We start from the raw sequence: 20076 nt of genomic DNA, 5'->3' as shown, positions 1-20076 counted from the left end.
AAGTGAATACGCCTGTGCTCGCGTCGAGTGGGCCGCCCGAGTGTTGTCAGCCCTGAACGTTCTCGGCGGCAGTGTTCAGCGCCGAGGCCACGTCGTCGAGGATGTACGGGATCGTCAGCACCGTCAGGCCACCGAACGCGAAGTTCTTGTCGGCACTGAGGGCCTCGGTGGAGGCGGTACGCCCCTGCGAAAGTACGGGCTGCGAGGCCACGGCGGGTTCGGCCAGGAACCCGGCGAGAGATTCCTTGTCGTACGCCACGACGAACAGCACGTCGGACTTCAGCAACGACGCCTGTTCGAGGCTGAGCTCGAAGTACACGGCGTCGGGGTCCTTGGCCGGGTCGGCCTGTTGGATGGTGGGCTCGTTGACGAGACCGAGCTGCTCGAGGAACTCGACTCGTACGTCGTTGTCCTTGCTGACGGCGAAAGTGCCGGGTGCGTTGGGCAGCGCGACGGTGACCGTCTTGCCTTGCAGCGCAGAGTACTTCGTCGCCGCATCGGCAATCGAGCCCTCGACTCCGGAAACCAGGTCGGCGGCCTCCTTCTCCTTGCCCAGCGCCTTGCCCGCGATGCTCAGCTGGTCCTCCCACGACGTGGTCCACTGCTTGTCCGGGTACGCGACGACGGGCGCGATGTCGGAGAGCTTGTCGAACTCCTCCTGGCTCAACCCCGAGTACGGCGCGAAGATCAGATCCGGTGCGGCGCCAGCGAACTGCTCGACCGGAACCGCTCCGGTGCCGTCACCGGAGAGCAGTGTCGGCGCGTCGCCGCCCAGGTCGGCGAGAGCCTTCGCGTCCCACGGCAGAACGCCGCGTTCGTCCGCACCGTACTGGGCACCGTCGAATGTAGGCATCGCAACGGGTACGACTCCGAGGGCGAGAATCGCGTCCTGGTTCGACCAACCCCAGGTCGCGATCCGCTTCGGTGCCTCGGGGATCGTCGCGGATCCGAGTGCCGAGTCGATCGTGACCGGAAATGCGGACTCCTGCGCAGACGTCGTGGAGTCGGCGGCAGGCGTCTCCTCGGTGTCGCTGCTGCATCCGGCGGCGAGGGCGATGGTCAGCCCTCCGGCGAGCGCGATCGACGCGGCGCTCCTCATCCACTTCGTACGAACCTTCATCGTTCTTCGGAACCTCTCGACTCGACCACGCACTGACTGCGTCCACACCCGACCGGGCGAGGCGACTGACAAGGTAGCACTAATGAGGTTACCCTTGCCTCATTAGGCCGTCCTCGGACTCCCTGTCCTACACAATTCGACACGCGGCCGACAGGGCCTCCCGCCAGAGCCCGGCCAGTTCCTCCACACCGTCGAGCACTCCTGCCGGCCACGTGTACGTCACACCGAGTACCGACGACCCGTCCTGTTCGTGCACGTAGCTGTCGACGACCAACGCATAGCCGCAGGGCGTCTCGGTGCCGGGCGTGGTGTCGAGACTGCTACGCAGTCGGCTGGCCCCGAACGGACCGCCTGTCGCGGTGTCGAAACGGCCCAGATAATTGAATTCGATGTCGGCCGTGGGCATGTGCCGCAGCACCGCACCCGCCTCGCCGCTGCACCACCGCAGCATGCCGTACGTCGACCCGTCTCCCGGCACCGAATCCCTCGACCGAGCCGCGTCCGTCGCGATCGTACGCAGAACCGATTCTGCGGCAACAGGATCGGACCGGTGCGACATCAGGGTGCGATGGTCGGTCGCGTCAGCGGTCAGGCGGAGCGGGAACACAGCCGTGAGCCATCCGACCACGGAAGAGCCGTCCACCCGATCGGACGCGATTCCCGACCGCCCGTGCCCCTCCACGTCGACGACGAACGACTGCGGACCCGCCGCACCGCTGTCCATCCACTCGACTGTCGCGGCCGCGAACGTTCCCAACAACAGATGTTCGACGGACACCCCGAACCGTGGGCGGGCTGCGGCGAGAATCCGCGCGCTTTCCTGAGGGGACAGCGCGAACGTGGTGGTGCGTACGCCTGCACCGGTATCGATCGACGGATCGACCGGACGCACCAACGGAACCCGTCCAGCCCCGTCGCCGACGCGTGTCCAGTACTCCAGATCGGCGAGCACCTCGGCAGAGCCGGCGAGGCGGTGGATCTCGTGCGCCCACTGCCGCATGGAAGGCCCGATCGGGCCGCGATCCGCCGACAACCGCTGCTGCCACGCAGTCGTGATGTCCGGCAGCAGTATTCGCCAGCTGACCCCGTCGACCACGAGGTGATGCAGCGTGATCAGGAGCTCACCCGAGGAGTCGGTGTCACCGTGGTGGCGCAGCCACACCACATCGACCATCCGGCCGATCCGGGGATCGAGCCGACCACGTGCCGCGCGTGACTGGGCGGCAACACGCTCTGCGAGCAGCGATTCGGTGAGCCCGTCCACATACTCGGTACGGACCCACTCGGCCACGTCGGCAGTACCGTCCGGCAACACGGTGAACACGGACTCGGAGCCGGGACGACGCTCGAAACTCGAATGCAGGATGGGGTGCCTGGCCACCACGAGATCGAGAAGCTCGATCAGCGAGTTCTCGGTCAGATCGGCGGGAGCCTCCAGCAACACCGCCTGCGAGATCTCGTCGACGGACCCATCGAGGCTGTCCATCCAGCGGAGGATCGGTGTCAACGGGACTTCTCCGTACGGCGACAGTTCCTCGACGCCGGAGGCCATCGGTTGCGCCGACTCCGCTTGCTGAGCAAGTGCTTCCGGCGTGCGCCGAGCGACGATGTGACGGGGCGAGACCGCCATGCCCACCGTCCGCAGCCGCGCCGACAACTCCATGGCCATGATGCTGTCGCCCCCGAGATCGAAGAAGTCGTCGTCCGCGGAGACCTCCGGCACATGCAGCACAGCGGCTACTGCGCGGCATATCTCCCGCTCGACGTCGGTGCGCGGCGCGCGCCCGGAACCGAGGGTCGGGACGGGGTCGGGTAACGCGGCCGCATCGAGCTTTCCGTTCGGCAGCACAGGGAACGCATCGAGCACGGTCACCGACGATGGAACCATGTACGACGGAAGGAGTTCGCCCAGACCCGCGCGCACGGCGCTCACGTCGATCGTCCGTCCCGGCTCAGCAACGACGTATCCAGCGAGGGTCGCCTGCCCGGTAGCGATACCCGACGTATGCACCAGCACCCGCGCGTCTGCGACGGCATCGATCTCTCGCAATCGACTTTCGACTTCCCCCACTTCGACGCGATGCCCGCGGATCTTGACCTGGTCGTCCGCGCGACCGGCATACCTCAATGTGCCGGATTCGGTCCACGACACGAGATCCCCGGTCCGATAGAGCCGAGTACCGTCCGCGGCGAAGGGATCGGCAACGAAGCGGTGCGCGGTGCGCCCCGGCGCGTTGCGATACCCGCGCACCACGCCCGGCCCGGCCAAATAGAGCTCGCCGAGCGCCCCGGGAGGCGCGAGCCGAAGACAGGCGTCCAACACGTATGCCTTCAGGTTGGTCACCGGCCTACCGATCACGGGCTCGGGCGACAGATCCGTCGATGTGAACACCGCATCGACGGTGGCCTCGGTGGGTCCGTAGAAGTTGTAGGCGACCACAGATTCGTTCGCGCGCAACCTGTTCCACAAGTCGACCGTTACCGCCTCGCCGCCGACCCCGACCGACGTGAGTGTGTCGATCGATCCCGACCGCATCATCTGTTCGAGCAACGAGGGTACGACCTCGATGAAATCCACCGACAGCGTTCGCAGTCGCTCGGTGAGTTCTCTCGGGTCGAGAACGACCTCGGGATCGATGAGATGTACTGTGTGCCCGCCGAACATCCACAACTGCGGTTGCCAGGATGCGTCGAAGGCCATCGACCAGGCATGCGCCACGTTCAGAGTGTCCGTGCCCGCGCGCGCCGCCGTCGGCAGATGCACGCTCTCGCGATGGGAGTGATAGAGATTCGCCAGTCCTCGGTGCGGTACCGAGACTCCCTTGGGCACACCGGTCGTACCGGAGGTGTAGATGAAGTACACCGGGTGGTCGGGATGCAATGCGGACCGACGCTCGGAATCGGTGACGGCAATCCTGTCCGTCGACGACGGCGTCAGGGCCTCGACCGCCGATGCCGTCACCGTGATCACCGGCTGCGCATCGTCGAGAATCTGCCGCGCGCGTTCGGTGGGCCAGTTCGGGTCGATCGGGAGGTAGGCGGCCCCGGACTTCATGACCCCGAGGATCGTCGCCATCGTCGTCACGGTTCGTGGGGCCTCGACGGCCACGATATCTTCCGCGCCGACACCGAAACCGAGGAGCCATCGCGCAATTCGATTGGAGACGCGATCGAGCTCGGCGAACGTCAGAGCCGTGGCGGCGTCTGCAACAGCAACGGTGTCCGGTTGCAACGCGACGCGGTCGGCGAACAGGTCCACCATCGTCCCGTCCGGATACCGACGCTGCGAGCCGGCGTACTCGGTGCGGAGAATCCGAGTCGTCGTCTCGTCGACGAGAGACAGTGCGGCGATCGGCGGGTCGCCTTCGTCGGCGAACGCACCCAACACCGAGGTCAGTGCGGACGCCACTGAGCGGGCGCGAGTCACGGGCACCGAGTCGCTGCGGTATTCGACCACCAGCCGCATCCGTTCGCCCGGATGGACCGTCAACACGAGCGGGTAGTGCGTCACTGTGTGGAATCCGGCGACCGACACCGAGAAGTTCTCGGCATCGACACCCGAAGTGTCTGCAGCAGCGAAGTTCTCGAACACCACGAGTGTGTCGAACAGCGTTCCCCGCCCGACGGCCTTATGAATGTCTGCCAGGCCCACGTGATGATGCGGAGCCACGGCGATCGAGAAGTCCCGCAGACCAGCGAGCACGGTCGACAGACGTGCATCGGGTCCGACGTCGACACGGACGGGAACGGTGTTGATGAACAGTCCGACCATGTCTGCGACACGATCGAGGTCGGTGGGACGCCCCGAGACCGTCGAGCCGAACACGACCGACGGAGAATCCGTGAATGCCGAGAGCACCACGGCCCATGCTGCATCGACCAGTTCGCTCAGCGTCGACGATCGACGACGCGCCGACTCGATGAGCCGAGCGGTGTCCTGCGCACTCCACTCGAGGTCGATCTCGTGCGCCTCGGAACGTACCGACGACGATGCCGATGCCGACGCTGCCACCATCGTCGGTGCCACGTCCGCGCCGAGCGCGCGACGCCACGCGTCGACGGACGAGTCGTCGCGGCGCGCGAGCCACCGCAGGTAGTCGTCGAACCGCGCAGGTTCCGGCAGTGCCAGGCCCCGGTAGAGCTTGAACAGCTCGGTACCCACAGTGCCCATGGACCACCCGTCCGCGAGAAGATGGTGGACGGTCAGCACCACCCGGTGACGATCGTTCCCGCAGTCCAGCAGCAGAATTCGGACGAGCGAGTCCTGCTCTATGTCGAACGCACGCCTGTCCTGGTCGATCAGGTCACGGGCGGTAGGCGACGTCGGATCGTCGACGACATGACGGCGGAGTACGACTCGACCCGTATCGCGGATCGCGACGGTCGTCCCGGTGCTCAACGTCAGAAAGCGCGAGCGCAGCGCTGGATGACGGTCGAGGAGCGCGTCGAGTGCGCCCCCGAGACGTCGCGGATCCAGCAGCCCGTGCACCTCGAATTCGGTGGCGATGACGTAGATTTCCTCCACTCCGTCGCCCGAGGCTACGGACTGGAATGCCAAGCCCCGCTGCAGCGGAGTGGCCGGGCGAGCTGCCTCTGGATCGATTCCATGAGAGCGCAATTCGGCTACATCGGCATCGGTCAGCAGCGCTACCGAACTGTCGGGCCGGTCGACGATCGCAACGGCCCGGGCGCTTCGGCCCCGCTCCACCAGCCCTGCGACCGTTCGACACTCGAAGACGTCTGCGGTGGTGATCGGAAGTCCGGCGGTGCGCGCGTGATGGACGAGGGTGATGGCGGTGATGCTGTCGCCGCCGAGCAAGAAGAAGTCGTCGTCGACGCCGATGGACTGGGCGCTCTCCGCACGGGTGGTGTCTGCGAACAGCGCCGCGAGCGCTCGCTCGTCCTCGGATGCAGCCGGTCGCGATCGGCTGGGACCACCGTCGGGTATTCCGCGCTCCTGCAGAACTTTTCGATCGGCCTTGCCGTTGGGGGTTCTGGGAATACTGTCGACGGCCACCCAGAATGCGGGCACCAGATAGTCGGGAACCCGGCGACGAAGCGCCTCCCGCACCGACGCGGTGTCGACCGAGTCGGGAGTCACGTAGGCCACCAGCACACCGACGCCGTCACCGTCGGACACAGCGACCACGGCGCACTCGTCGACCGAAGGGTCACTGGCCGTCCAACTTTCGACCTCCCCCAGTTCGACGCGATGGCCTCTGATCTTGACCTGCCGATCGTCTCGACCCAGAAATACCAGGACGCCGTCGACGAGACGGGCACGGTCCCCGGTGCGGTACATTCGCGCGCCATCGCCGCCGGGATCTGCGACGAAGCGAGTCGCGGTCTCGGCCGGTTTCCCGGAGTATCCGCGGGCGAGCTGCACGCCCGACACGTACAGGTCGGCAGGAACGGCGTTCCGAACCGGGCGTAGCCGAGAGTCGAGCAGCCGCAGTGTGGTGTTGTCCACCGAGGTTCCGATGACCGCAGGGTCGCCGTCGACCCGCTGGACGGCGACGTCGCCTGCGACTTCGGAGGATCCGTAGGAATTGTCGATCGTGGCGTCCGGCGTCACCGCTCGGATCACGTCGATCATGTGGTCGGTCAACGGTTCTCCGCTGAGTATCCAACCGGTCACCGAAGCGCAGTCCGACGGCGCCGCAGCGGCCAGCGCGGCAGCCAGAGAACCGATGGCGGTGACCTGTTCGGCACCGGACCGTCCGATGAGCGAAGCCACGGCACCCGAATCGCCGTACTGGTGATCCTGCGCGAGTACCACACGTTGGCCCGCGAGAATGCCGGTGAGCAACTCCGTCGCGCCGTCGATGAACGCCAGCGAACTCTTGGCAACTCGGCTGCCCGGTCTGCCCCACCGCGTCACCGCCCACTGCAGCCGGTTGGCCAACGCGTTCCTGGTGCCGACCACACCCTTGGGCGTTCCGGTCGAACCCGACGTGTACACGAGATAGGCCGCGCACTCACCCGGGACGCTGCGACCGAACGGCGGCGTCCAGTCCTGTTGTCGTACAACGGTATCGACGCGGACCGCAGTCTCCATATCCGTCAGTGCCGCGGGGGTCGCATCGTCGATCAACAGCAGGTCGTGCCCGGAATCGGACAGGATCAGTTCGATCCGCTCACGTGGGTAGCGAATGTCGACGGGTACGAACGCTGCGCCGACGTCGATGGTCGCCAACAGCGCCGCCACCATGTCGAGACCTCTGCCCACCGCAACAGCGACGCGGCTTTCGACACCGATGTGGTGCACACGCAGCAGTGCGGACACCTGTCCGACCCGCGTGGACAACTGCCCGAACGTGATGAGCTCGCCGCCGATCAGCAGTGCCACGTCGTCGCGGGACTGCTCGAAGCGTGCTGCCAGAGCGGTCTCGATCGGCACCACGGTTCGGGCCGGTCCGACGCTGCGCCCCTGTCCATGTGGGGCGGCCACCAGTCGAGTGACGTCGATGTCCGACACTGTCGTCATCCGATCGAGCATCTCGACGAACGTCTCGGCGTACATGGCGGCCTGCTGCCGGCCGACAGCGGCCTCGTCGTGCAGTACGAATGCCCACAGAGCAGGATCGGGGCCCACGATCAACGCCATCGGGAAGCTCATGTGCGCTCCCAGCACCGTGATCTCGTCGACGGTCCCGCTCGTCTCGGGTATCGGTGCGGGATAGTTCTGGTACACGACTATGGTGTCGAACAGCTCTCCGCCGCCGACTGTTCCGGCGATGTCGGACAGCCCGAGGAACCGATACTCGTCCAGGTCGAGGTGGTCTGCCTGCACGCGTGCGAGCATCTCGGTCGCCGTTGCAGCCGAGTTCCACCGCAGGCGGACCGGCACGGTGTTGAGCAGCAAACCCACCATCGCCTCGGCACCATCGAGATCGAACGGCCGCAGCGACGTCGCCATCCCGAAGGCCACATCGTCGGAACCGGTTCTCGCCGACAGCATCGCTGCCCAGGCTGTCTGCACGACGACGTTCGTGGTCACGCCGGTACGACGCGCGTATTCGGACACCCGCTGGGCCAACGCATCGTCGATATCGACGTCCAGGCGCGAGCGCGTGCCCGCGCTGGACCCATTCGCTCGGTCCCCGGCAACGAGAGTCGCGGACTCGAACCCGTCGAGGTAGTCGGCCCACCGCTGACGCGCAGTGACGTTGTCCTGCAACGCTGTCCACGCGAGATAATCGCCGAAGTCGGGTGCAGGCGGCAACTGCGCCCCCTCGCCCGATTCGTAGAGAGCGATCAGCTCCCTGACGAAGATGGCCTCGGACCACCCGTCCATCAGCGCGTGATGGTAGGTGATCAGAACTCGCGGGGCGCGCGCAGAAGTGGAGTAGGAGAAGCGAATGAGCGGCTGCTCGAAGAACGCGAACCCGGCCGAGCGGTCTCGTCGGAGATGATCATCCCACTCGTCGTCGACGGCCGTCACGACCGGCGTCGACGCGCGCGGTACCACCCAGACCAGATCACCGTTACGGCGTTGCCGCAGCAGCGCTCTGATGTTCGGGTAGCGATCCAACAGCAGTTCGAGGGCACGATCGAGCCGGCCGCGATCCACCGCGGCGGACAGGTCGAGCACCGTCTGCGACAGGTACGGATCCTGCGCTCGCTCGGCGAGCGTCGATTGCAGGTACATCCCGACCTGCAGTGCGGTGAGTGGGAGTACGGCGGCGATCTTGGACTGCGACGTGGCCGCGGTGTCGGTCGTCATGTCTGCTCACATACTGCTTTCGAGTTCGTCGAGCTCGTCCTGGGACAGTTCCACCGTGGCGGCGGCGTGGACAGCGGGGCGTGCGTCGGCGTCCGGTGTGAGCTCCGCCCCGAACATTCGCACCGTCCGCTTGCGCATCACCTCACGCGGTGCCAGCGGAATCGAGGCCTTTCGCGCCCGCGATGCCACGGCCAGGCAGGTGATGCTGTCGCCGCCGAGCGCGAAGAAGTCGTCGTCGATCCCCACGCGTCCGACACCCAGAACCGCCGCGACGATCTCGCACAACATCGTTTCCACCGGCGTTCGGGCCGGTACGAACGTGCCTCCGCCCACGGCGTCGACGGTCGGAAGAGCCCGCACATCGAGCTTGCCGTTGATCGTCATCGGAATGCGTTCCAGGGCAGCGAACAACGTCGGCACCATGTACTCGGGCAACGTCGCTGCCAGCCGGTCTCGAATGGAACCGAACAGCACGGACGTGTCGGTCGTACCGCCGTCGCGAGGAACGACGTATGCGGCCAGGGCGCGAGTACCACTCCCGATCTGCACCGTACGCACCACCGCGCCCATCACACCCTCGCATGCGGCCACGGCGCGTTCGACCTCTGCGGTCTCCACTCGATAGCCGCGAATCTTCACCTGGTCGTCCGCGCGACCGAGGTAGTCGAACAGACCGTCGGCTCGAATGCGAACCAGATCACCGGTGCGGTACATCCGTGCGCCCGGAGTCAAGGGGTCGGCCACGAATCTCGTTGCCGTGTCGCCGAATCGGTTCACATAGCCCCGAGCAAGACCGACACCGGAGAGGTACAACTCCCCCACCGAACCGATCGGGACCGGCCGTAGCCACTGGTCCAGGACGGACGCACGTGTGCCCAGAATCGGCGAACCGATGGACGGCCCGACGCTGTCCCTTGTTCCGGTACCGAGCGCGTTGATCGTGTACTCGGTAGGCCCGTACAGGTTGTAGCCGATGCCGTCGAGCCGACTCCACAGTGCATCCGGTACCGCCTCACCACCCAGCAAGACCAGGGGAATTCGATGTCCGTCGCGTTCGTCCAACAGTCCGAGATCGAGCAGATGTCCGGCATACGTGGGCGTCACGTTGACCACGTCGATTCTGTTCTGCTCGCAGTAGTGAGCCAATGCCTCACCGTCGCGGCGTAATTCCTCGTCGCAGATGTGTACCTCGTGACCTTCGACGAGCCACAGCAACTCCTCCCACGACATGTCGAAGGAGAACGACACCGTGTGTGCGATCCGCAGGGTGCGGTCTCCTGCCGCGGCGACGGTGGGAGCGAAGATCTCGTTCCGGTGATTGATCTGCATGTTCGTCAGACCGCGATACGGAGTGACGACGCCCTTCGGTGTTCCGGTCGAGCCGGAGGTGTAGATGACGTAGGCGGGGTGCTCGAGTCGGCCGACGGTGCCGGACGCAAAACCGACCGACGCGGTGGCCTCCTCGACTTCCGACGCGTCGATGTCGTACGCCAACTCTGTTGCGACCTCAGGGGAGTCGACGACCATCCGTGTGGCGGTGGTGGCCAATCCCCGACTCTCCGTGTCCACCGTCGACACCAGAACGGCCGGTTGCGCGTCGGCCAACATGACGTCGAGACGCTCTGTCGGATAGTCGAGTTCGAGGGGCAGGTACGCGGCACCGGTACGCAGCACCGCGAACAGGGCCACCACCATCTCCACCGATCTCGGCAGAGCGAGGGCCACGATGCGTTCGGGAGCGGCACCCCGGCGAAGCAGCGCCAGTGCGCAGGCGTTCACCCGCCGGTCGAGGTCGCCGAAGGTCAGCCGCCGGTCTCCGAACACCAACGCGATGTCGTCGGGAACGGCCGCGGCGCGTGCGGCGAGCAATTCGGCGATCGTGTTGTCCTGCAGTCGTTCCGATCGGCCGTCGAACTCGTTCTCGACGACACTCGGCATGTCGCCCGGGGCAGACGGCCAGCGCGATATCGGCAGATCGGGCTGCGCTGCAACGGTATCGAGTGCCGATGCGAACGAGTCGAGCAGCGATCGGGCACGCTCGTCGTCCACAGAATCGGGTAGATACGTCACCGACAGGTTCAGTTCATCGCCGGGATCCACTGCGATGGACACCGGGAACTCGGACCCATCGACGGTCGAGATGTGTCGCACGCGGCGCTCGTTCCCTGCCGACGTCGATTCTTGTCGTCCCGCAGGCCCGGCAGCGTTACGCAGGACGAGCAGGGTGTCGAACAGAGCCCCCGCACCGATGGCCTGCTGAATTCCACCGAGACCGAGGGTGTCGTGCGGCATCAGGTCGAGACGCTGATCCTGCACGCGCGCAGCCACATCGGTGGCCGAATCGAATCCACCTGCCGTCACCCGGATCGGCACCGTGCTGATGAACGCGCCGATCGCGGTGTCGGAACCGGCCACATCCATGGGCCGACCGGCGACGGCGGTACCGAACACCACATCGGACCGCCCCACCACACGCATCAACACACTCGCCCAGGCCGCTGCGAGAACCGTGAACAGAGTCGAACCGGATCGACGTGCGTGCAGATCCAGCGCGCCGGACACCGCTGCCGTCACTCTGCGTTCGATCCTGCGGGGTGAACCGTCCCCGCGGGTGGCCTCCGCAGCCACCGAGGTCGGGCTGTCGATATCGCCGAAGTACCGCTGCCACGCCTGCTCGGACTCGGCACGGTCGCGAGAAGCCAGCCAACGCAGATACTCACGGTAGCCGTGGTCCGTAGTAACGGGCGTGCCGTTCTCGTCGTGCTGCTCCAGGACTCGAGCCACGAGCAGTGCCGAGGATCCGCCGTCGAAGCACCCGAACCAGTAGGTGGTCAACAGTCGGTCGACCCCTCCGGGAAGGTGCACCAGGGTGACCCGAAACAGTGGCGGCGCAGCGATGTCGAACGAGAGCGCCCGGTCGTCCGCGAGAATCCGGCTCCATCGATCGTCCACCTCGCTCGCCGGGCACGCACGGAGATCCACCACCGTCAACGGTGCCTGCACCGCAGAGAGTACGACCTGGGCCGGCGCGGTGTCGTCCGGCGTCACGAAGGCCGTCCGCATCGCCGCGGTGGTATCGACGACCGATTGCAGAGCTCGCCTGATCCTGTCGTCGTCGAGGACGCGGTCGACCTCGACGACGGTGCGGACGGTGTACAGCTCGGTGGCATCGGCGTCGACACCTACCTGGAAGACGAGCCCGAGCTGCAGTGGTGACAGTGGCCAGACGTCGTCGATGGATCCGAATTGCTCCCTCAACGAATCGAATTCGGCGGATTCGACGTCCGCGAGTGGGCCGCGGCTCGCCTCGGGTGCGGCCTCGTCGCCTCGGGCACGCCGCAACCGCTCCTGCACCAACCTACGTCTGACGTCGTCGAGATCCATGGGTTCCTTCATCGAGTCGGCTGCTGTTGCGTGCACTGTGTGACGAGCAAGGACTTGTCCACTTTGCCGATGGCGGTGACGGGCAGCGATGTTCGTGTCACCACGCGATCGGGCAGTTTGAATCCGGCGCAGCCGGCCGCCGTCAGGAAGGCCCGCACGTCGGCGACGGTCGGACCGCTTCCGTTCGGCACCACGACTGCGCAGACACTTTCGCCCACAGCGGCATCGGGCACCCCGATCACCGCGACCCGCGCTACTGCAGGATGGGTGAGCAGCAGGTCTTCGAGCTCGTCGGCCGCGACGTTCTCGCCGTTTCGGGTGATCACGTCCTTGATGCGACCGGTGACGACGAGATGGCCGGACTCGAGCTCGCGCACCTGATCCCCACTGCGATAGAACCCATCAGGGGTGATGGCATTCGTATTATGTTCTGCCGCAAAATAATAGCCATTGATGGTGTAGGGGCCCCGCGTCAGCAATTCACCGACTTCCCCGGGCGATACATCGTTTCCGTCCGCATCGACGACGCGCACCTCGTCCAGATGGGACAACGGCCTGCCTTGCGTTCCGATCACCAGTTCCGCGCTGTCCTCGGCTCGGGTGTAGTTCAGTAGTCCTTCGGCCATGCCGAACACCTGCTGCAGCCGGCATCCGAGCGCGGGCTCGACCAGCTTGGCGACCTCCGGTGCCAGCTTCGCTCCCCCGACCTGCAACAACCGCAAGCTGGACAGGTCTGCATCCTCCCATTCCGTTGCCTCGCACCACAGATGAGTCAACGTCGGAACCAGCGCCGTGATCGTCACGCGATACCTCTCGATCAGCGCGAACGCGTGGTCCGGGCTGGCACTGCCGGAGAACACCACCGTTGCCCCTACCCCGAGGGCACCGAGCAGCCCGGGGCATGCGAGCGGAAAGTTGTGTGCGGCAGGGAGAACGGCAAGATACACGTCCTCGGGACCGAGAGCGCAGACCTCCGCACTGGCCCTGGCGTTGTATTCGTAATCGTTGTGCGTACGGGCAATCAGCTTGGGCAATCCCGTCGTGCCACCGGAGACCAGCAGTAAGGCAGGATCGGTCGGCCGGGCGCGCGGAAACTGTCGGGGCACCCCGGCCACCGCGGACAGAGAGGTATGGGACCCGCCGCCGTTCGATTCGGGTCCGGAACTGTCGACGAAGACGTGCCGAACACTCGTCACCGACGCGAGGACCTCATCGGCGAGTCCGCGAAAGTCGAAGTCGCCGTCCCGATCGGAGATCACGTACGCCACCGCCGATGCGGTGGCGGCGAGATGGGTGATCTCACGTCGGCGATGTGCAGGCAGCGTCAGCACCGGGATCGCTCCGCATTCGAGCAAGGCGAACAGCACGACCGCAAAGTTCACGGAGTTCGGCAATTGCACGACCACCCGGTCGCCCGGTTCGATGCCGCGATCGGCGAATCCGGCTGCGACGCTCCGCGCTCGTCGAAGCAGCTCGTCGTACCTCAGCTCCGTGCGATCGTCGACGACCGCCCTCGAAGGGCCGAACTGCGTCGCCCACGTTGCGAACACCTCCGGAAGGGTTTCACCTCGCCACAACCCGGCGTCGAGGTACCTGCGGGCACGCTCGTCGCCGAACGGGACGAAAGCGTCGACGTCGGCGTCCGGCTCGGCAAGTTCGGTCATGTTCTGCACCATGGATTCTCGTCCTCCGGGAATGCGAAGCGGGTCAGGAATGGTGTTCGAGCGCGGCCGACAGTTCGTCCTCCGACATCGCTTCGACCGACAGGAAGATCTCGGCGGTGGCCTCGAGGAATTCTGCGTCACCTTCTGCGCCGATCATCCGGTCCGCGAGCCCGGCCACGGTGGGTGCCGCGAACATCATGCGCACGGTGACCGACGTGATGTCGAAGGACTCGCGAATGCGGGCGACGATGGTCGTCGCCAGGACGGAATCGCCGCCGAGCGCGAAGAGCGTGTCCGTCACACCGATGCCGTCGACGCCGAGTACCTTCTGCCAGATCAGGGCGAGGGCGCTTTCGAGGTGAGTTCTGGGCGCAATCCGGGCATCGACCCGTTCGCTTTCTCCCGCTGCGCGACACAGCCGGACGACGGCAGCGGAGTCGATCTTGCCGTTGACGGTCAGCGGCAGCGCGGAGACCGTCACGATCTGCTCCGGCACCATGTGCGCTGGGAGACGCTCGGCGACCCTGGCCCTCACGGCCGCTACCGTCTCACGGGGATCCGCGTCTCGATCGGTCGGCACCACGGCGGCCAGCAGGACCGGAGCCGCGGTGCGGTCGACAACGGCTGCGGCAGTGGCCACGTCGTGATCCGCGGTGAGTACCGCTTCGATCTCTCCGAGTTCGATCCGAAATCCGTTGATCTTGATCTGGTTGTCCACACGGCCCACGAATTCGACCATGGAGCCGGTCTCGGCCGTCGAGCCGGGGCAGTACCGAACCAGGTCTCCGGTGCGGTACCAGCGGTAGCCGTCGGCCTCGACGAAGCGCTCGTTCGTACGCTCAGGATCGCCCAGGTAGCCGTCGGCGAGACCGACGCCCGCGACCCACAACTCACCGGGCACCCAGTCCGGCACCTGGTTCCCACGCGCATCGACCACCCGAAGCGCCATCGACGCGAGCGGCACCCCGAACGCGACCGTGCGCCAGTTCGGATCGACGTCCACGACCTCACAGATGCTGTTGTGGATCGCGGTTTCCGTAGCGCCACCGAGTCCGGCGAACCGACATCCGGGAACCGCCGCCGTCAGCCGCCGGTAAAGGTCGATACTCACCTTGTCGCCGCCGAGCATGACGACCTCGAGCGAACCGCCCATATCGTCACCGGTGGACAGGATCATGTCCAGCAGCGGGGGCACGCAGCTGATCACCGTGACGCGATGCGCACGAATCAGCGCGGCCCAGCGCTGCGGATCCTTGCGCTCGTGTTCCTCGATGAGCACGGCCGTACCGCCGGCCGCGAACACCGAGAACAGGTCGAACGTGCACAGGTCGAAGTCCAACTCGGACAGGCACAATGGACGGTAGCCCTCGTTCAGGTCGAAACGTTCGACCAGATCCATGATCGTGTTCATCGCGGCTCGATGCGAGACCACAACACCTTTCGGTTCACCCGTGGAGCCGGAGGTGAAGATCATGTACGCGGGCGCGGTGTCGGGGCCGAGGTGCGGGGCGGGCCGAGGCTCACTCAGGATCGCGTGGGACACCGCGAGACCGTCGTCGCCCGACCCGCCGATCGTCACCGTGAACCCCGCTTTTCGGGCGATCAGCGCAGCACGGCTCGACGGTTGGTCGACGCCGATCGGTACGTACACCCCGCCCGCGGCGAGCACACCGAGAACTGCGACCACTTGATCGGGCCCCTTCGGCAGCGTCACCCCCACCGTGTCGCCCACCCCCACGCCGCGATCGGTCAGCGCAGCAGCTACTTTCAGAGCACGATCTCGTAGGTCTCCGTACGTCATCGACTCGTTCTCGCCCCACTCGAGCGCCAGCGCGTCGGGATGCTGCGACGCGCGATCGAAGAAGGCGCGGTGCAGAGTCTCGTTCCCGGCCGACTGCGATGCGTCCGTTCGGGGTACATCGGCAGCCGGAGTTCGCGACATCAGCTGACGCGGTGGAACCAGCTGACCCACAGGCTCCGCCCACACGGAGTCACCGTCGACCACGAGTTCGCGAACCAGCGTCTCGAACGCGTCGAACATCGCGTCGGGAACTCCTGGGAGGAACTCGTTCTCGCGTATGTCCCAGTTGACCAACACGCCACCGTCGAGTTCGGTGATCTGCGCGTCGAGAACCACCTGCGGCCCCTGCGACATGATCCACACCGGATCACCGAAGACCTGCCGCGCGCGAGCGTCGAACAACTCGCCCAAACCGAGCGCGCTCGTGAAGACGACGGGAGCCAGCACCGGCTCTCCTCGACGGCGGCCGAGGTCGCGCAGCACCTCGACCCCGGAATAGTCGGCGTGCGAGGCGTCTTCGTGCAGTCGGGACCGGATCCGACGGCAACGTTCGACGAACGAGAGCGGCTCGCTCAGATCGACTTCCAGCATGACCGACGACGAGAAGTCACCGATGAGATTCTCGACGTCGGGATGCGTCGGAGCGCGATCGAACATGGGCACGTTGAGCAGAAACCGTTGTTCACGAGACCAGGCACCGATCACCTCGGCGAACGCCGTGGCCACTGCCACCGCCGGGGTGACTCCGTGGGCTCTGGCGTGCGTCTGGAGATCACCGTATGCCGCGGAGTCGAGATGAAATGCCCGACGCAACGCTACCGGAGCGCCCGAATCATGTTCCAGCAACGGAAGAGTCGGCGCACCGGGCAGTGAGTCGAGGCGCTCGGACCAGTAGCGTTCGGCCTGAGCACGGGCGCTGCGTCGATCGATCGGGCGATCGGCGAGGTACCGCGAATAGCTGTACTCGATTGCCCGGAGGGGATCGCCGTCGTAGGCCCGCGCCAGGTCTGCAACCAGAATACGGAAACTCACTGCGTCGCCGGCGATCATGTCGATGTCCAGGTGCAGACGCGTGCGACCGTTCGGCAGGAGCGACAGATCGGCCGAGAACATCTCGCCCGCTTCGATATCGAGCATCTGGTGGGTCAGACGGAGCCGCGTTTCTTCGAGGCGGTCGGTCGGGTCGGACTCGGATCGTAGGTCGTGGACCGTCAACCCGCGCCACCCCGAGGTCGGTTCGATGCGCTGCTGTCCGTTGTCCGAAATCCGGGCCCGCAACATCTCGTGCCGTTGCGCGACGGCATCGAGCGCCGCACGTAGTCGATCGGGATCCACTGCCTCGCCGTCGAATTCGGTGTAGAGATGCGGTGCGACCCCGCCGAACCGCTGCTCGGCACTGCGCCCGATCCAGTAGGCGTGCTGCAACAGTGCGAGATCGAACTCCGACGTGTCCGGTTCGACCAGAGTCGATTGCCGCTCGGGGTTTCGGGAACTCGATTCGGCCGAACCGCCGATCAGTTCGGACCAGGCAGAAATGTTCGGCTGCGCAGCGAGCTCGGCAAACGTCACCGTCGACCCCTGCCTGCGGAATCTCCCGACCAACCGCATCAGAACGATCGATTCGAGACCGAGCTCGAACAGATCCGCGTCCATCGACACAGCCCCGGGTTCCGCACCGATCAGTTCTGCAACCACCGCCCGCAGTTCGTCCCGTCCGATTCCCCGCTGATCCATCCGGTGAGTCCCCTTCGATCGACTGTGTTGCGTATGCGCGCGACCAGGCGATATCCAGAGCCCGTCCATAAGGAAAGGCTACCCTCGCTTAGTCGACCCTGAGGAGGCTAGCATCTGTGGGCAACCGCGAGGAGGGTGCCCTCGGCCCCTACCTCGACACCAGGAAGAACGGCGCTCCACTCGACATCGGCCATCTCGGCCTCGACGAAAGCAGACACGTGACACCGACTTCGGGCAGATTCGGCTCCGCACCCCGCGCCCTCACCGGAGGCATCGCGGTTCTCGTGCTTCTCGCCGCTGCCGCGTGCAGCAGTGACACCACCGGCAGCGACGACGCCGGCACCCAGACCGTCGACCTGAACGCGAACCCCGCCGCGTGCAGTGCGAACGACCGCGTCGATTCGGTCGACCGAGCGTCCGGACCGTTCACGTACACCGACGGCCGCGGACGGACCGTGTCCCTCGATGCACAACCGACCAGAATCATCGCCGACGAGGAATCCGCCGCTGCGCTGATGTCGTACGGAATCAAGCCGATCGCCATCTGGTCGACAACGCCGATGGGCACCAGCCCGATTCTGAGTTGCTCCGATCTGACGGGCATCGAATCGGTCGGCGAGACCTGGGGCACCTTCGATTTCGAGAAAGCCGCCAGCCTGGACCCGGATCTCGTCATCGGTGAGTTCAACCCGAGATTCGGCCAGTTCGGCAAGTTGACCACGACGGCCGATTCGTCCAAGGCCGACACGATCGATCGGATCGCTCCCACCCTGGGGGTCACCTTGGACACGACGTCGACCGCGAAGACCATCGAGAACTACGCCGGGTTGGCGTCGTCGCTCGGCGTCGACCTCGACACCCCACAGCTGGCAGACATCAAGTCCGACTACGACGCTGCTGTCACCAACTTCAAGAAGGTTGCGTCCGAACGTCAGGACCTCACCGGAGTCGGAGTCTGGCCCCTCGACGTCGCCTACGTACTCGACCCGTCGGCGGATCCCGACTTCAGCGACTACGAAAGCTGGGGCCTGAAGATGTACACCCCCGACGGCACCGACGACGGTTACTGGAAGAAGGTGTCCTGGGAGAACGTGTCGAGTGTCGATGCCGATGTCGCGTTCGTCTACCACGACGTTGCCAACGCATCCGACGTGAAGCTTGCCGACATCCCGAGCCGTTACCCCGGCTTCGACACCATCTCCGCCGTCGAGAAGCAACAGATGGTGCTGTGGGACTACGGCGCCAACAAGAGCTACAGCCGCTACACCAACACCATCAACGTCTACGCCGATGCACTGTCCAAGGCGCAGAAGGTCACTGCCGAGTAAGCGCGGCCGCGATCTCCGCCGCCAGTCGGTCGAGTTCGGATCGATGCGGCGACGACGGCCGAGCCCGCAGGCCGAATCCGTCGCCGATCATGCGCGGGATGACGTGCAGATGCACGTGGAAGATCTCCTGACCTGCCACCGTGCCGTCGGCGAGGAACAGGTTCACCCCGGCGACGCGCGGATTGCTCGCTCGCACAGCGGCAGCCACCTTCTGCCCGATAACGAACAGATGCGCACCGATCTCGGGCGGCAACTCGGCCAGCGTCCGATACTGCTGCTTGGGCACCACGAGCACGTGCCCGGTGGTGAGAGGCCTGATGTCCATGAACGCGATCGCGGTGTCGTCCTCGTGGACGCGCGACGCCTCGGCGGTCCCAGCAATGATCTCGGAGAAAATCGTGTAGGGGTTCACGGCATCGAGCCTAGGCGTGAGCGCAGACTGCACGAACGACACCGCGACTGCTGAAACTGCACGACTGACTCGACCCGACTACTGTTTGCCGATGAGCATCGGCGGGGTTCTCTTCGACATCGACGGCGTACTCGTCACGTCGTGGCAGGCGGTACCCGGAGCAGCCGCGACGCTGAAGTACCTGGACAACAACGACATTGCACGCGCGTTCCTGACCAACACGACCTCGAAGACGCGCGAGCAGATAGCGGCGGCATTGCGCGACGTCGGACTCGACGTCCATTCCGACGAGATCGTCACCGCCGCGTCGCTCACCGCGGATCATCTACGCGAGAACTACCCGGATGCTCGGGTGGTCATGATCAACAACGGCGAGATCGCGGCCGATATGCCGGGCATCGAATTCGTCGACGAGTCGTCCGGGGATCCGGATGTCGTGGTCGTCGGCGGTGCCGGCCCGGAATTCACGCACGAGCGTCTCAGTCGCGTCTACGACTGGCTGTGTCGCGGCATTCCCGTCGTCGCGATGCATCGATCGTTGATGTGGAGTACCGGTGGCGGGTTGCGCATCGACACCGGCATGTACCTCGCCGGGATGGAGCAAGCGTCCGGACACGCCGCGAAAGCCATCGGCAAGCCCGCTCCCCTGGGCTTCCGCACGGCGTCCGAGCGGATGGGCGTCGACCCGGACGACGTCGTCATGGTCGGCGACGACCTCGACAACGACGTCCTCGCCGCCCAGGTCGTCGGCATGACCGGTGTCCTGGTGCGCACCGGAAAGTTCCGTCAGGACGTGCTCGATCGACGCATCACCGACGAATTCGCGATGGAACCCGATCACGTGATCGATTCCGTCGCAGACCTGCCGGACGTCCTGATGTGACTGGAAACTCGCAGCCCACTACGA

At 65.7% G+C, this 20076-nt stretch carries 7 protein-coding genes and 2 pseudogenes; 2 read left to right on the top strand and 7 right to left on the bottom strand.

The window, feature by feature from the left end; genetic code table 11:
* Positions 1 to 46: 46 nt before the first annotated feature.
* From CH278_RS07860 to CH278_RS07840, 6 genes and pseudogenes are all read right to left on the bottom strand, one after another.
* On the bottom strand, positions 47 to 1120 hold the full coding sequence (locus CH278_RS07860) for an ABC transporter substrate-binding protein (RefSeq protein ID WP_256991755.1): 1074 nt from the start codon (positions 1118 to 1120) through the stop codon (positions 47 to 49).
* Positions 1121 to 1247: 127 nt separating this feature from the next.
* Positions 1248 to 8846 (bottom strand): non-ribosomal peptide synthetase, encoded by a 7599-nt coding sequence (locus tag CH278_RS07855; RefSeq protein WP_094621591.1) that lies wholly within the window; start codon positions 8844 to 8846, stop codon positions 1248 to 1250.
* A gap of 105 nt (positions 8847 to 8951) precedes the next feature.
* Positions 8952 to 10739 (bottom strand): annotated as a pseudogene (locus tag CH278_RS28295) (non-ribosomal peptide synthetase); the annotation flags it as partial.
* Between the two features lie 78 nt (positions 10740 to 10817).
* Positions 10818 to 12230 (bottom strand): annotated as a pseudogene (locus tag CH278_RS28290) (condensation domain-containing protein); the annotation flags it as partial.
* A gap of 8 nt (positions 12231 to 12238) precedes the next feature.
* Entirely contained in the window at positions 12239 to 13894 is a 1656-nt protein-coding gene (locus CH278_RS07845) for a (2,3-dihydroxybenzoyl)adenylate synthase (RefSeq protein WP_094621724.1), read from the bottom strand.
* Positions 13895 to 13937: 43 nt separating this feature from the next.
* Positions 13938 to 17429 (bottom strand): non-ribosomal peptide synthetase, encoded by a 3492-nt coding sequence (locus CH278_RS07840; protein ID WP_094621589.1) that lies wholly within the window; start codon positions 17427 to 17429, stop codon positions 13938 to 13940.
* A 116-nt stretch (positions 17430 to 17545) separates the two neighbouring features.
* On the opposite strand from CH278_RS07840, the gene CH278_RS07835 reads away from it, so the two are divergent.
* Positions 17546 to 18757: an ABC transporter substrate-binding protein gene (locus tag CH278_RS07835; protein ID WP_094621588.1), complete on the top strand. Its 1212-nt coding sequence runs from the start codon at positions 17546 to 17548 to the stop codon at positions 18755 to 18757.
* Here the strand turns inward: CH278_RS07835 and CH278_RS07830 are convergent.
* Entirely contained in the window at positions 18744 to 19169 is a 426-nt protein-coding gene (locus CH278_RS07830) for an HIT family protein (protein ID WP_094621587.1), read from the bottom strand. The two genes, CH278_RS07835 and CH278_RS07830, sit on opposite strands and share 14 nt — an antisense overlap.
* A gap of 91 nt (positions 19170 to 19260) precedes the next feature.
* Here CH278_RS07830 and CH278_RS07825 point away from each other — a divergent pair, with 91 nt between their 5' ends.
* Entirely contained in the window at positions 19261 to 20052 is a 792-nt protein-coding gene (locus CH278_RS07825) for an HAD-IIA family hydrolase (protein WP_032381794.1), read from the top strand.
* Positions 20053 to 20076: the final 24 nt, after the last annotated feature.

Origin of the sequence: Rhodococcus sp. 05-2254-5, from assembly GCF_002258575.1 — a bacterium.
GTDB lineage: Bacteria > Actinomycetota > Actinomycetes > Mycobacteriales > Mycobacteriaceae > Rhodococcoides > Rhodococcoides fascians.
The sequence above is the reverse complement of the archived record's forward strand: the minus strand, read 5'-3'. Positions and strand labels throughout refer to the sequence as shown.

What these genes read in the sequence shown, in the direction of transcription:
- CH278_RS07860 (WP_256991755.1), bottom strand. Translation starts at nt 1,120, where the DNA reads ATGAAGGTTCGTACGAAGTGGATGAGGAGCGCCGCGTCGATCGCGCTC.
- CH278_RS07855 (WP_094621591.1), bottom strand. Translation starts at nt 8,846, where the DNA reads ATGACGACCGACACCGCGGCCACGTCGCAGTCCAAGATCGCCGCCGTA.
- CH278_RS07845 (WP_094621724.1), bottom strand. Translation starts at nt 13,894, where the DNA reads ATGACCGAACTTGCCGAGCCGGACGCCGACGTCGACGCTTTCGTCCCG.
- CH278_RS07840 (WP_094621589.1), bottom strand. Translation starts at nt 17,429, where the DNA reads ATGGATCAGCGGGGAATCGGACGGGACGAACTGCGGGCGGTGGTTGCA.
- CH278_RS07825 (WP_032381794.1), top strand. Translation starts at nt 19,261, where the DNA reads ATGAGCATCGGCGGGGTTCTCTTCGACATCGACGGCGTACTCGTCACG.